Below are 13,843 nucleotides of genomic sequence, written 5' to 3' on the forward strand. Positions count from 1 at the left end.
AAGTGTTAATGTTCACTTATTGCTTTCCCTTTTCCTCGAAGGTACGCACAATCTATTAAGGCAGGTCTCCTGACTCTCGGGTCAAACAAGCTTAGCTCCCCTTCCCATTCTTAAACGAACAGTGGGCTATTGAACAGCTCTACCGATTACAGTGGCGGGACCGTGCTGGATTTTCACCAACTTCCCTTTTAACGCTTTATGCAAGGCATAAAACGACCTTAATTTCTTATTCAGCTAGTTTTAATTATACAAATATCCACATAAAAGAAAAGCATATTCCAAAAAGCTCGTTGTAGTTAGAGGACTGACCTCTTGCTTTCACATAAAAAACACCTCCGAGTTATTAATAAACTCGGAGGTGTTTTTTTCAGAAAGACAAAATGGCGGGTTTGTCTTTGTTTGGGGTCAGACCCCTACTTTTGTACTACTTATTTCTTTAGGTTGTAGAATGCGTTCATTCCAGGATATACGGCAAGGTTACCTAGCTCGTCTTCGATACGAAGAAGCTGGTTGTACTTCGCAACACGGTCTGTACGTGAAGGAGCACCTGTTTTAATCTGACCAGCGTTTGTAGCAACGGCGATGTCAGCGATTGTGCTGTCTTCTGATTCACCCGAACGGTGAGAGATTACAGCTGTGTAACCTGCACGCTTAGCCATTTCGATCGCATCAAATGTTTCAGTCAATGTACCGATTTGGTTAACTTTGATAAGGATTGAGTTTCCGATCCCTTTTTCAATTCCTTCAGAAAGCTTTGTCGTGTTTGTAACGAACAAGTCGTCACCAACTAGCTGAACGCGGTCACCGATACGCTCTGTTAATAGCTTAAAGCCTTCCCAGTCGTTTTCATCAAGTCCGTCTTCGATTGAAACGATTGGATACTTGTTAACAAGCTCTTCGTAGAATGCAACCATCTCTTCAGATGATTTAACAACACCTTCACCAGAAAGGTGGTATTTGCCATCTTCTTTCTTGAACAACTCAGAAGCTGCAACGTCCATTGCAAGACGAACTTCTTCACCTGGCTTGTAGCCGGCTTTTTCGATTGCTTCCATGATCGTTTGAAGCGCTTCTTCGTTTGAAGAAAGGTTGGGAGCAAATCCGCCTTCGTCTCCAACAGCTGTGTTTAAGCCTTTTTCTTTAAGTACTGCTTTTAGGCTGTGGAAGATTTCAGCCCCCATGCGAAGTGCTTCAGGGAAGCTTTCCGCACCAACAGGCATAACCATGAATTCTTGAATATCAACGTTATTGTCAGCGTGCTCTCCACCGTTAAGGATGTTCATCATCGGAACAGGAAGAGTCTTAGAGTTGAATCCGCCAAGGTACATGTAAAGCGGTACATTTAAGAAATCAGCAGCAGCGTGTGCAACAGCCATGGAAACACCAAGGATTGCATTAGCGCCAAGCTTACCTTTGTTTTCAGTTCCATCAAGCTCGATCAACGTTTGGTCGATTCCAACTTGGTCTAATACATCAAAGCCGATTAGCTCAGGAGCGATGTTTTCGTTTACATTGTTAACAGCGTTCATAACACCTTTTCCAAGGTAACGCTCCTTGTCTCCATCACGAAGCTCAACTGCTTCGTATTCACCAGTAGAAGCACCACTTGGAACGATTGCTCGTCCGAAAGCACCTGATTCCGTGTAAACTTCTACTTCAACTGTTGGATTACCACGAGAGTCAAGGACTTCGCGAGCATAAATTTCAATAATCGTTGACATAAAATTCTCTCCTTTTAATAAAAAAGTTTATAAACTCACCATAAGCCAGCTGATGCAAACGTACAAGGGTCCTTTACAGGTTTATTCACCAAAGATCCTATTTGATTAACGTTTTACCAGTCATTTCTTTTGGCTGATTGCCGCCTAAAAGGGTTAGAACCGTTGGTGCCAGGTCTGCTAATACTCCATCCTGACGGAGTTCTACTCCCTCCTGAGTGACAATTACCGGTACAGGATTCGTAGTATGAGCGGTCATCGGGTTGCCTTTCATCGTAATTACCTCATCGGCGTTTCCATGGTCAGCTGTGATGATAGCCGCTCCCCCTTTTGCAAGTATCGCATCTACTACTTTCCCTAAGCATTCATCAACTGTTTCAACCGCTTTAATCGTAGGCTCAAGCATTCCAGAATGACCTACCATATCAGGGTTAGCAAAGTTTAAGATGATTGCATCATGCTTATCCGCTTCGATCTCTCCTAAAAGTGCATCCGTCACTTCATAAGCACTCATTTCAGGCTTTAAGTCGTATGTTGCAACTTTCGGCGAATCGATCAAGATGCGGGTCTCACCAGGGAACTCCGCTTCACGTCCTCCGCTAAAGAAAAACGTTACGTGCGGATATTTTTCCGTTTCGGCAATACGTAGCTGTCTGTAGTTTTGCTGTGATAAAACTTCCCCAAGCGTATTGTCCAAGTTTGTCGGCTTAAATGCCACATCACCATCTACTGTTTCACTAAAATGTGTTAAACATACAAAATGAAGATTTTTAGGAAAAGCATCCCCTCGGTCGAAACCACGGAAGTCTTCATTCGTAAACACTTGTGAAATTTGGATCGCACGGTCTGGACGGAAGTTACAAAAGATGACTGCGTCTCCATCCTGGATCGTTGCTACTGGCTCGCCATTTTCCCTTTTAAGCACAGATGGCAAGACGAACTCGTCATGAATTCCATTGCTGTAAGAATCTTCGACAACTTCAAATGGATCTGTGTAATCAGGTCCTTCACCATAAACCATCGCGCGGTAAGACTTTTCTACACGATCCCATCGCTTGTCGCGGTCCATGGAATAATAGCGGCCTGATAATGTTGCGATCTCACCAACACCAAGTTCATTCATCTTATTGACTGTTGTTTGAATATAGCCCTTAGCAGATTGAGGCGGTACATCTCGCCCGTCCAAGAATCCGTGCAGATATACCTTTTCTACATTCTGCTTTTTAGCAAGTTCAAGCAACGATAAAATATGTTCGATGTGGCTGTGAATTCCACCGTCAGACAGCAACCCAAAAATATGAAGCGCTTTTCCTTTTTCTTTCACATGGTTCATGGCTTCGATAAAGGTTTGATTTTCGTGAAAATCTCCCTCCTTGATCGCTAAATTCACGCGAGTCAAACTTTGATACACGATACGTCCTGCACCAATGTTTAAGTGACCTACTTCTGAATTCCCCATCTGACCATCAGGAAGTCCTACAGCTTCCCCACTTGCTGTTAGTTGTGCATGCGGATACGTTTCCCAGTAGCGGTCAAAGTTGGGCTTTTTCGCTTGTGCAACAGCATTACCTTTGTTTTCATTACGGCAAGCAAAGCCGTCTAAGATGATTAAAGCTACCGGTTTTTTACTCATCGGCTAACGCCCTCCAAAAGCTGAAGGTAAGACTTCGGCTCAAGACTAGCTCCGCCAACTAATGCACCGTCGATATCAGACATGCTCATAAGCTCTTTAATGTTATCAGGTTTTACACTCCCGCCGTATTGTATACGAACAGCGTCTGCTACATCCTGTGAGAATTGTTCTGCAACAACACTGCGGATGTATGCACAAACTTCATTTGCATCTTCAGAAGAAGCGGTCTTTCCTGTTCCGATTGCCCAAACTGGCTCATATGCGATAACCGTTTGTTTCATCTGCTCATCTGAAAGACCTTGAAGTCCTTTTTCTGTTTGGCCTTTTACAACATCCTTTGTTTTGTCTCCTTCACGCTGTTCCAGTGTTTCACCAACGCAAACGATCGGAGTTAATCCATGTTTAAAAGCAGCATGTGTCTTTTGGTTAACCAGCTCATCTGTTTCACCAAAAAGTTCACGACGCTCAGAATGTCCAAGAATTACATACTGAACGTTTAGATCTTTTAACATAACAGGGCTGATCTCACCTGTGAAAGCACCGCTCTCCTCAAAATGCATGTTTTGTGCACCGATCGCAAGAGGTGTACCCTCAGCTTCGTCTGCTAAACAATCAAGGAAAAGAGCAGGCGCACAGATTACAGAATCAACTGTATCAGCTGAAGGCACAAGACCTTTCACTTCCTCTACGAAACTGCGTGCTTCTGTTAACGTTTTATTCATTTTCCAGTTACCTGCAATAATAGGTTTACGCATTCAAAATTCACCTCTTTAAAGAGTTTCTTTTTTGACTATTTTCTAATAGGTTGTTGCATTCGGAACATCATTGACAATTTGATTGGATCGCAAGGCGCGAGACTACCGGTAGGAACAGCAGGACATTCCCGAAAAGCGGAAGCGGCTCGTTGTTTCACGGTACGTGTTCTTATATTTATTACACGTTCGCTCAAAATCAATGAGGTTTCGCTCAGGAAACGCCGAGTTACGCTCAAAATCTTCTTGGTTTCGCTCAAACTACCTTTCGTTTCGCTCAAAATCTTCCTTTTTTCGCTCAAAGTACCTTTTTTCACATAAAAACGAGCATCCTGAAGCGGAAATCAACCACCAACGAGGGCAACAAAGTATACGAAAACAGTCTTTTTCAAAAAATTTTCAATTTGTAATCGTCTTACTTGTCGTTAAGTGCTTCGACGCCTGGAAGTGCCTTACCTTCCATGAACTCAAGAGAAGCACCGCCGCCTGTTGAGATGTGGCTCATCTTATCAGCAAGACCAAACTTCTCAACAGCCGCAGCTGAGTCTCCGCCGCCGATAACACTGTATGTGTCAGTGGCTTCTGCAAGTGCGTTTGCAACAGAACGTGTACCATTTGCGAATGCGTCGATTTCGAACACACCCATAGGTCCGTTCCATATTACAAGCTTCGATTCTTTAATAACCTTTACGTACTTTTCAATTGTTTTCGTTCCGATGTCAAGACCTTCCCAGTCTGATGGGATAGAATCGATGTCAACGATCTTAGTATTTGCATCGTTTGAGAAGTCGTCGGCTACTAAAACATCTTCCGCGATCAAGAGATTTACGCCGTTTTTCTTTGCTTTTTCCATGAACGTTTTCGCTGTTTCGATCTTGTCTTCTTCTAAAAGAGACTTTCCTACATCATGGCCAAGCGCTTTAATGAACGTATAGCCAAGTCCTCCGCCGATGATCAGGTTGTCTACTTTTTCTAATAGATTGTCGATTACATCAATCTTGTCCTTAACTTTCGCACCGCCAATGATCGCAGTGAAAGGACGGTCAGGGTTAGATAGAGCTTTTCCAAGCACTTCAAGTTCTTTTTCCATTAAAAGCCCAGAAACGGCTGGAAGGTGTTTTGCGATGCCTTCTGTTGAAGCATGAGCTCTATGAGCTGCTCCGAATGCATCATTGACATAAACATCAGCTAAAGCAGCAAAATTCTTTGCCAATTCAGGATCGTTCTTTTCCTCACCTGGATAAAAACGAACGTTTTCTAAGAGGATTACGCCGCCTTCTTCTAAGCTAGATAACGCTTTTTCTACTTCTTCTCCATAAGCCTCGTCTGTTTTCACAACTTCTTTTCCAAGAAGGTCAGAAAGACGCTGAGCTACTGGGTCTAAGCGAAGCTCTTCTGCCACTTGTCCTTTTGGACGTCCTAAGTGGCTTGCTAAAAGAACTTTTGCACCTTGCTCTGTTAAGTATTTGATGGTTGGAAGAGCGGCAACAATACGCGTTTCATCCGTAATGTTCCCATCTTTCATCGGCACGTTAAAATCAACGCGGCAAAAAACCACTTTGCCTTTTAAATCGATGTCACGAACACTTTTTTTGTTCATAAGTACATGCAGCCTCCTGACTAGTCAAAAAGATTAAAAGAATGACAATCCCCGGGTTTTACATGGGAAAGAGGAGTAGAAGCCGGTTTAAAACGACTTCTCCCCCTCCTTATTGTTCTTCTCTATCTATTAAAGTCCTTTTTTAGCGATATAGTCAATTAAATCTACAACACGATTTGAGTAACCAGTTTCGTTATCGTACCAAGATACTACTTTAACCATGTTTCCTTCCATAACCATTGTGGAAAGAGCATCGATTGTAGAAGAGTGAGTATCGCCATTGTAGTCAGTAGATACTAGCGGCTCTTCAGAGTAGCCAAGGATACCTTTTAGGTTGCCTTCAGCTTCTGCTTTAAGTGCAGCGTTAACCTCGTCAACTGAAACTTCTTTATCAAGCTCAACAACTAAGTCAACTAAAGAAACGTTAGGAGTTGGAACACGCATTGCCATACCATTAAGCTTGCCTTTTAGTTCAGGAAGCACTAGAGATACCGCTTTTGCAGCACCAGTAGAAGTAGGAATGATATTCTCAGCTGCCGCACGAGCACGACGAAGATCTTTATGTGGAAGATCTAGAATTTGCTGATCGTTTGTGTATGAGTGAACGGTTGTCATCATACCGCGCTTCACGCCGAACTTCTCGTGAAGAACTTTTGCGAATGGTGCAAGACAGTTCGTTGTACAAGATGCGTTAGAGATAACATCATGGCTAGCAGCGTCGTACTTGTCTTCGTTAACACCAAGAACTACTGTAATATCCTCATCTGATGCAGGAGCAGAAATGATTACTTTCTTAGCGCCAGCTTCTAAGTGTTTAGCAGCGTCTGCACGCTTTGTGAAACGTCCAGTTGATTCAACAACTACTTCTACGCCAAGGTCTCCCCAGCCAAGTTGTGCTGGATCACGCTCAGCTAAAACTTTAATTTCTTTGCCATCTACAATAAGTGCATTTTCCTTAACTTCTACAGAACCAGTGAACTTGCCATGAACTGTGTCATGCTTTAAAAGGAATGCAAGTGTGTCTGCATCTGTTAAGTCGTTTACAGCTACAACTTCTACCTCAGGGTTGTTGAATGCTGCGCGGAATACATTACGGCCGATACGACCGAAACCGTTAATACCAATCTTTGTTGCCATGTAAAATGACCTCCTTGATTTAAGAGAGAATTTATTTTTTATATAAAGGGAAAAACCCTTAATAACGAATTGAAAATAGACTTATGAACGTTCCAAAAGTTTACGGGCAGCTCCTTCGTCTGTTATAAGTACCTTTTTCGGGCCGTGTTTCATAAAAGCTGCAATCGCATCTGCCTTTGATGAACCGCCTGCTACTGCCATGATGAAGTCACTTTTGTGAAGCTCATCAAGCTGCAGTCCAATTGTTCGGACGCGATGAACGACTTCCCCCTTCTGGTTAAAGTAGTAGCCAAATGCCTCTGCAACGGCTTTTTCTTCATCCAGTTTTTCCAAAAGGGATGGGTTGGAATTCCTGCGTTCTGCCATTGTTTTAGCATCACCAATCCCGTGAAGCACTATACCAGCGGAGTGTATGAGCTCCATCACTTCTTTTACACCAGGTTCAGCCATTAACGAAAGGTAAGTTTCCTTGCTTAGCTGATCCGGCAAATGAAGCAATCTGTATTCGCCGTTGGCTTTTTGAGCCATTGTCGAGCAAATGGTGTTGGCTTGGTTCTCTACTTTCTCTCCAAGTCCGCCGCGGGCAGGCACAAACAGCAACTGCTGGCCTTTTTGAATGGGAGACATCATTTCAGCTACTGAGGCAAGTGTTGTACCGCCCGTTACCGCGATGATGGTTTTTGATGATAGCTGACGTTTAAGCCTGTCAGCCGCAGCTTTACCCATATCGTTCTTGACCCAAAGATCTTGATCACTGTCACCAGGTACTACGATGACTTCAGACAGATTTAACATTTCCTTAAGATCTGATTCTAAAACATGCAAACCTGACAATTCTTTCATCATTTCAGAAAGTTCTACTAAAATATCATGTCCCTCTGAAGTTAATGACATGCCAGACGTTTGAATGGTAAGAAGTCCTTGATCTTTTAAAAAGGAAACCTCAGAACGCAAGACTCGTTCTGTCATGTTCAGGGTTGAAGCTAAACTTCTTCTGCCAATTGGCTCGTGAATTCTCACTACATTTAAAACGTTGTAACGTTTCCTCATCGTTTCCAGAAGGTCTGGCAGCAATTTCTTTTGTACATCTAATAGATTTTTCATTGCACATTCTCCTGATTCAATGGGATTCCGTTAAGTTTTAAAAACAAGATGGGTAAAATGGTGTCTCTGTGGACACTCTTCGTCCCGGTTAGTCATTTTGTGTCCCATTAGCGTAAGAAAATAACTTGGTGTTACCCAAGTATGAATAGTGCCAATTGTATAATTCCCTGATCGCATGATTTTAAAACATGCCAGACATTATTTTTGTCATAAAAAATTCAAATTTCCTTCTGGCAAGTATATATTATCAAATACTTTCACTAGATTTCAACAACTTTTACTTATTAAAAATTAGTAAGCGCTTTCTTAACCTTTTCCATGGATATTATTCCATAGTCAATTTCTTCGGCGTCAACTTCAACAACTGGAATCATCATTCCGTATTTTTCAACAAGAGCATCATCATTATAGATGTCTACTATTTCAATTGTGAAAGGGATCTCTGTTTGTAGCTCTTGTAATAGTTTATGCGCCTTATCGCAGAGTGGACAATGTATTTTCGTATAAAAAATCAAGTTTTTGTGGCCCATTTTTGGTTCTCCTTTTAAAACGATTGTTAACTTTGTAGTTAGTTTATCATGAATCTATTGATCAAAAGAAAAAGATCTCTTCCCCTGGAAAAGATCTTATATTTCAATTATGAAGAATAACGTTTTCTTTTTGCAGATGAAGGTATCTTAAGTTCTTCCCGGTATTTTGCAACAGTTCTGCGTGAGATGCTCATTCCGCTGTTTTGTTCTAACAGTGACGCAAGAACCTGGTCGGATAGAGGCTTTAATTTGTCTTCGCTTTCTACAAGCTTTTTTATCTCAGATTTAGCAGATGTTGCAGAAGCACTCCCTCCATCCTGCATTAATATTTTTGCAGAAAAAAAGGATTTGAGCTCAACTGCTCCCTTTGAAGTCTGTAGGACTTTATTTTTGACTGCGCGGCTTACGGTAGATTCATGTACGCCTATTTCATCAGCTACATCTTTTAACGTTAGCGGTATAAGGTCCGTTTTGTTGAACGTATAAAAATACTTCTCTTGAACTCTAACGATTTCAGCTGTTATTTTGAGCAGCGTCTCTTTTCTTTGCTCTAATGCTTTTTTTAGCCAGTTGAATTTCTGAAAGGATTCATCTATAAACTTAGAAGTTGAGTTTTTATCGTGTAAAAGTGATGCATAGCTGTCGTTCAGTTTTATGTCAGGCGTATATTGCTCGTTAATGGAAATATGAAACCGTCCGTTCTCTTCAGTCACTGAAACATCTGGATAAAGATAAGACTGCTCATCTGCCGGTGAAAAAGCGGCACCTGGGCGGGGATCCAAGGTTTGAAGAAAATCTGCTGCCTCTTCTATTTGCTGGGGCTGAACGTGAAGCAGCGCAGATAGCACTTTTATTTTACGTTCAGCAAGCAGTTCTAAATGCTGATCTACTATTATGTAGCTTAGTGTGTTTTCAAGTTTTTGACAGCGCAGCTGGATAAGAAGGCATTCTCTTAAACTTCGTGCACCGATACCTGCAGGTTCTAATTTTTGAAGAAGTTTGATCAGCTCTTCGCATGTTTCTATTTTGATGGAAAAACGTGCAGCCGTTTCTTCAGCCGAAACCGTCAAATAGCCATTTTCATTCAGACTCATTAATAGAAAATTAAATACTTTGCGGTCCTGTTCCTGGAGCGGAAACAGGATCGATTGTTTATATAGAAAGTCATATAGAGTTTCTTGTTCGATGATCAGATGGTCATAACTTTGTTGTTTATCGGCGGAAGAACCGCTGATTCCTTTTTTGCGAACGCTCTTTTTCAGTGTTGTAAACATGCCTTTAGGCTCTGAAATTTCAATTAGAGGATTTTCTAACGCTTGTTCTTGTAGATAGGATGTAAGTTCATAACTAGGAACTTGTAAAATGGCGATGGCCTGACGTAGTTCAGTTGTCATGACAAGATTCATGCTCTGCTGTTGATACAAACCCATTTCCATTTTTTAAATCCCTCCCCACCTATCATGATACTACAGATGTAAGCGCTGTACATCCTACAAAATTTGGTGTGGCAATAGAAGAGGGATTGATTGAAACTAACTGGGGTCTGTCCCGGGACAGACCCCAGTCAATTCCCACACAATTTAAAACTCGTTAAAACAAAAAAATGCCAGCACCGCCCGAAGGCAGTCTGGCATTTTAAACTTTACTATTAAAGTTTTGTTACGTTAGCAGCTTGTGGTCCACGCTCGCCATCAACGATTTCGAAAGATACTTCTTGTCCTTCTTCAAGAGACTTGAAGCCTTCAGATTGAATCGCAGAAAAGTGAACGAATACGTCGTTTCCGCCTTCAACCTCGATGAAGCCGAAACCTTTCTCAGCGTTAAACCATTTTACTTTACCATTTTGCATGGGTGTTTCCTCCTTACAAACGCTATGTAAGCGTTTTAACTCTTTTAACCGTATTACTATGTAAATAAAAGAACATAAAAAAATGCGTACTCATCTGAATAATCAGAAGCGGATTTAAGTGTTCCACTTCTTATTCAAAAGTACGACCGCTTTAAATCCAAAAATATTCACAACGTAAATGGTTAAATATACTATAACATGCTCAAGTTCAATTGTCAAAACAAGGGATGATTTTGTTCATTTAATTTTGATTGAGCACAAGAATAGGCTATGATAAATAAGGGTTTTCTATACATTAATTTTTACTTTTAACTAAGATTTAGGAGGATGACCATGAGCGAAGCATTTTCAGTTCCTTATTTTAAAGAAAATTTTCAACAATATATAGAAAGAAACAAAGACATTTTTACAAAAACACATGCGATGAACGCGTATTACCGTTCTATTGTTGGTACATTAATTAACGATAACCTGAATAAAAATAGCGAGATCGTTCGCCGCATCCGTAATTTAGAAACGGCTTATATAGAAATAAAAAATGAGATATAAGCTTACATTTATAAGATTTAGGGTAATGTTTTCACATCTAGAGGTTTAAAATCCTACTCCTTGCGGGCATTATGATGATAGCCCATACATAAGGTTTAAGAAGGATATTCAGCAAAGTTGGCGAAATGAAAAGTTACACAGCATATCGTTTGACCTTGTTTGACCTTTTTTGTATGATGACAGTACAGTTAAAAGTGAAAAAGGAGAAGGAGGATTTCCATGAACTTAATTCCAACAGTAATTGAACAAACGAACCGTGGGGAGCGCGCTTACGATATCTACTCCCGATTATTAAAAGACCGTATTATTATGCTTGGCAGCGCGATCGATGACAACGTATCTAACTCTATCGTTGCACAGCTTTTATTCTTAGCCGCTGAAGATCCTGATAAAGACATCTCGTTATACATAAACAGCCCAGGTGGATCCATTACAGCTGGTATGGCGATCTATGACACAATGAACTTCATTAAGCCGCATGTATCAACGATTTGTATCGGTATGGCTGCATCCATGGGTGCATTCTTGCTTGCTGCAGGTGAAAAAGGAAAGCGTTACGTTCTTCCAAACTCAGAGGTTATGATTCACCAGCCGCTTGGCGGAACTCGCGGTCAAGCAAGTGATATCGAAATTCATGCACGCCGCATTATCCAGATGCGTGAACAGCTTAACAAAATCTTGGCTGAAAAAACAGGTCAGCCGCTTGAAGTGATCGAGCGTGATACAGACCGTGACAACTTCCTTACAGCTGAAGCTGCGGTTGAATACGGCTTAGTCGATAAGCTGATTACATCTGTGGACAGCACAGATATTAAAAAATAATTTAAAAATGAAAAACAGGACTGCAAAGGGCGGTCCTGTTTTTTTATATGCAACTACGTTTGGCTTAATAATGGTGTCTTTACTGGATGGACAAACTTGGGATTTGTATTTGTCTGGGGTCTGTCCCCCCCTCGATTGCTTTGAGCATGGCTTTGGCTTTATTGACAGTTTCTTCGTATTCCCGCTCTGGTACGGAATCTGCTACTACACCTGCTCCCGCTTGTACACACGCTTTTCCGTCTTGGAACACTATAGTTCGAATGGCGATACAAGAGTCCATTTGGCCATTAAACCCTAAATAGCCGATTGCTCCTCCATAGACGCCTCGTGCATCTTTTTCAAGCTCTGAGATGATCTGCATCGCTCTTACTTTTGGGGCACCTGAAACGGTACCTGCCGGCATACATGAACGAAGCGCATCAAAGAAATCTTTATCACTTTTTAATTTTCCTTTTACATGAGAAACCATATGCATCACATGCGAATATCGTTCGATCTCCATATAAGAATCCAGTTCAACTGTTCCGAATTCACTCACCCGGCCAACATCATTTCGGCCAAGGTCTACAAGCATCACATGTTCTGCCCGTTCTTTTTCGTCAGCTAAAAGGTCTTGTTCAAACGCTAAGTCTTCTTCACGTGTTTTCCCTCTTGGCCGGGTACCTGCAATCGGGCGGTTTTCCACGCAGCCGTTATCAACTTTAACAAGCAGTTCAGGTGACGCGCCAACAATATAGGTGTCGTTCGATTTATAATAATACATGTAGGGCGACGGATTCATGGAACGAAGCAGCCTGTACACATCGAAAGGATCCGCTTCTGTTTCCTGCTCAAATCGCTGTGATAAAACGACCTGAAAGATATCACCTGTTTTAATGTATTCTTTAGCTTTTTCAACCATCGAACAAAATTCTTCTTTTGAATGTGATGAACGGACTTTCGATCCCTGTTGATTTTTTTCAAATGTAAACTCATTTTTAATTGATTTGTTTATCGATGGTTCCTGCAATTCACGGTAAGTTTTTCGGATTTTGGAACATACTTTTTCATATTTTAATCGAATAGAGTCTGCATGATCATCAGGAGCAATGTGCAAATTACATAAAATCGTAGTTTTTTGTTTGAGATGATCAAAAACAATTATTTCATCCGTAAACAAAAATTCCATTTCATTCGACTGTTTGGATGGATTTGGCGGCGCTGGGACGTTTTCAAACGTATGAATAAGATCATAGCCGAAAAATCCAACAGCCCCTCCTGTAAATGGAGGTAGTTCAGAGAGTTTGGGAGATTTGTAGCGTGCTATGTGTTTCTTAACAATGTCTAAAGGAGATCCTTGTTCATGCATCGTTTGGTTTTCATTTTCATTCAAATAAGTTAGATTCACATCATAACCCTTTGAGGAGATCACCAAAAATGGCCTTCTGCCAATATAGGAGTACCTCGCCCAGCGTTCTCCGCCTTCAACGCTTTCGAGTAAAAACGAATACGTTTCGTGGCGGACCTTCTCAAACTGTGAGATACACGTTTCATGATCAGATAGGTACGTGAATCCTATCGGGATGACGTTATATTTCTGTTTCGTTAAAGTTAGAGTATCTTCTAAAGATGGGATAAACATAGTCAACTCACCTCTTTCTAAAAATTAAAAGCCTCGCGCTATCGTTATAGCGGAGGCTTGCTTCTGCATCATTAATAAACTAAGAAAGAGGCTTAATCCAGGATTAAAAACTCTCAACTCAGCTCAAGCTATGCTCTCTTTTCTCCACTCATCTCAACTAATTGCTATTCTCCTGATTAGTGAATAATATAAAGGCTAGCCCTTTATCTGTCAACTGCCAATTGAAGAGGGGGTTTGTGGCCGTTCAGTCCTGTTAGCGAAAAAAGGAATGCCTGAAGACCCACACCCAGCAAACACTGAAAACTAACAAAGCAGTAAATGAAACCGTGATGGTAAACGCTAAACTTAAGAAGAGACCTGGATTAACCGGGTCCAAAAAGGAAGAACTCAACAAAGCAAGAGGATAGATGGTAATAAAAATAAGCATAAAAACCCAATAGATCCTCCGCAGTGTGCTTTTCTTGGGTTTAAGAATATAAAGAGTTAAGAGAAAGTTTATCACCGTTAACACCGCGGCAAACGACCAGT

The 13,843-nt window shown here is 41.3% G+C and carries 12 protein-coding genes and 1 riboswitch; of the genes, 2 read left to right on the forward strand and 10 right to left on the reverse strand.

Annotation, left to right across the window (positions count from 1 at the left end; translation table 11 throughout):
* Positions 1-42: 42 nt before the first annotated feature.
* A riboswitch (cobalamin riboswitch) is annotated at positions 43-236 on the reverse strand.
* Between the two features lie 192 nt (positions 237-428).
* The 9 genes from eno to cspD all read right to left on the reverse strand — a co-directional run bounded on the left by eno (position 429) and on the right by cspD (position 10,323).
* On the reverse strand, positions 429-1,721 hold the full coding sequence (gene eno / locus M3196_RS07060; RefSeq protein ID WP_251321518.1) for a phosphopyruvate hydratase: 1,293 nt from the start codon (positions 1,719-1,721) through the stop codon (positions 429-431).
* A gap of 97 nt (positions 1,722-1,818) precedes the next feature.
* Positions 1,819-3,351 carry a 2,3-bisphosphoglycerate-independent phosphoglycerate mutase gene (gene gpmI / locus M3196_RS07065; protein ID WP_251321519.1) on the reverse strand — a complete coding sequence of 511 codons (1,533 nt, stop codon included), beginning with the start codon at positions 3,349-3,351 and terminating at the stop codon, positions 1,819-1,821.
* The gene (gene tpiA / locus M3196_RS07070) at positions 3,348-4,106 is read right to left on the reverse strand and encodes a triose-phosphate isomerase (protein WP_251321520.1); all 759 of its coding nucleotides are present in this window, start codon (positions 4,104-4,106) and stop codon (positions 3,348-3,350) included. Before tpiA ends, gpmI begins: the two co-directional genes overlap by 4 nt.
* A gap of 412 nt (positions 4,107-4,518) precedes the next feature.
* Positions 4,519-5,703: a phosphoglycerate kinase gene (locus tag M3196_RS07075; protein ID WP_251321521.1), complete on the reverse strand. Its 1,185-nt coding sequence runs from the start codon at positions 5,701-5,703 to the stop codon at positions 4,519-4,521.
* 129 nt (positions 5,704-5,832) lie between these two features.
* Positions 5,833-6,840, reverse strand: a complete 1,008-nt coding sequence (gene gap / locus M3196_RS07080) for a type I glyceraldehyde-3-phosphate dehydrogenase (protein ID WP_251321522.1) — start codon at positions 6,838-6,840, stop codon at positions 5,833-5,835.
* 81 nt (positions 6,841-6,921) lie between these two features.
* The gene (locus M3196_RS07085) at positions 6,922-7,944 is read right to left on the reverse strand and encodes a sugar-binding transcriptional regulator (protein WP_251321523.1); all 1,023 of its coding nucleotides are present in this window, start codon (positions 7,942-7,944) and stop codon (positions 6,922-6,924) included.
* Between the two features lie 284 nt (positions 7,945-8,228).
* Positions 8,229-8,474, reverse strand: a complete 246-nt coding sequence (locus M3196_RS07090; protein ID WP_251321524.1) for a glutaredoxin family protein — start codon at positions 8,472-8,474, stop codon at positions 8,229-8,231.
* A gap of 107 nt (positions 8,475-8,581) precedes the next feature.
* Complete coding sequence (rpoN, locus tag M3196_RS07095; protein WP_251321525.1) at positions 8,582-9,910, reverse strand: RNA polymerase factor sigma-54; 1,329 nt, start codon at positions 9,908-9,910, stop codon at positions 8,582-8,584.
* Positions 9,911-10,122: 212 nt separating this feature from the next.
* The gene (gene cspD, locus M3196_RS07100) at positions 10,123-10,323 is read right to left on the reverse strand and encodes a cold-shock protein CspD (protein WP_066245685.1); all 201 of its coding nucleotides are present in this window, start codon (positions 10,321-10,323) and stop codon (positions 10,123-10,125) included.
* 333 nt (positions 10,324-10,656) lie between these two features.
* Here cspD and yvfG point away from each other — a divergent pair, with 333 nt between their 5' ends.
* Together yvfG and clpP are read left to right on the forward strand one after the other, a co-directional pair.
* Positions 10,657-10,872 carry a protein YvfG gene (gene yvfG, locus M3196_RS07105; RefSeq protein ID WP_251321526.1) on the forward strand — a complete coding sequence of 72 codons (216 nt, stop codon included), beginning with the start codon at positions 10,657-10,659 and terminating at the stop codon, positions 10,870-10,872.
* Between the two features lie 219 nt (positions 10,873-11,091).
* Complete coding sequence (clpP, locus tag M3196_RS07110) at positions 11,092-11,694, forward strand: ATP-dependent Clp endopeptidase proteolytic subunit ClpP (protein ID WP_066245680.1); 603 nt, start codon at positions 11,092-11,094, stop codon at positions 11,692-11,694.
* A gap of 79 nt (positions 11,695-11,773) precedes the next feature.
* On the opposite strand, the gene trpE is transcribed toward clpP, so the two are convergent.
* On the reverse strand, positions 11,774-13,315 hold the full coding sequence (gene trpE / locus M3196_RS07115) for an anthranilate synthase component I (protein ID WP_251321527.1): 1,542 nt from the start codon (positions 13,313-13,315) through the stop codon (positions 11,774-11,776).
* Positions 13,316-13,843 lie beyond the last annotated feature (528 nt).

The sequence above is a fragment of the Fictibacillus nanhaiensis genome, from assembly GCF_023715445.1.
GTDB classification, from domain to species: domain Bacteria; phylum Bacillota; class Bacilli; order Bacillales; family Fictibacillaceae; genus Fictibacillus; species Fictibacillus nanhaiensis_D.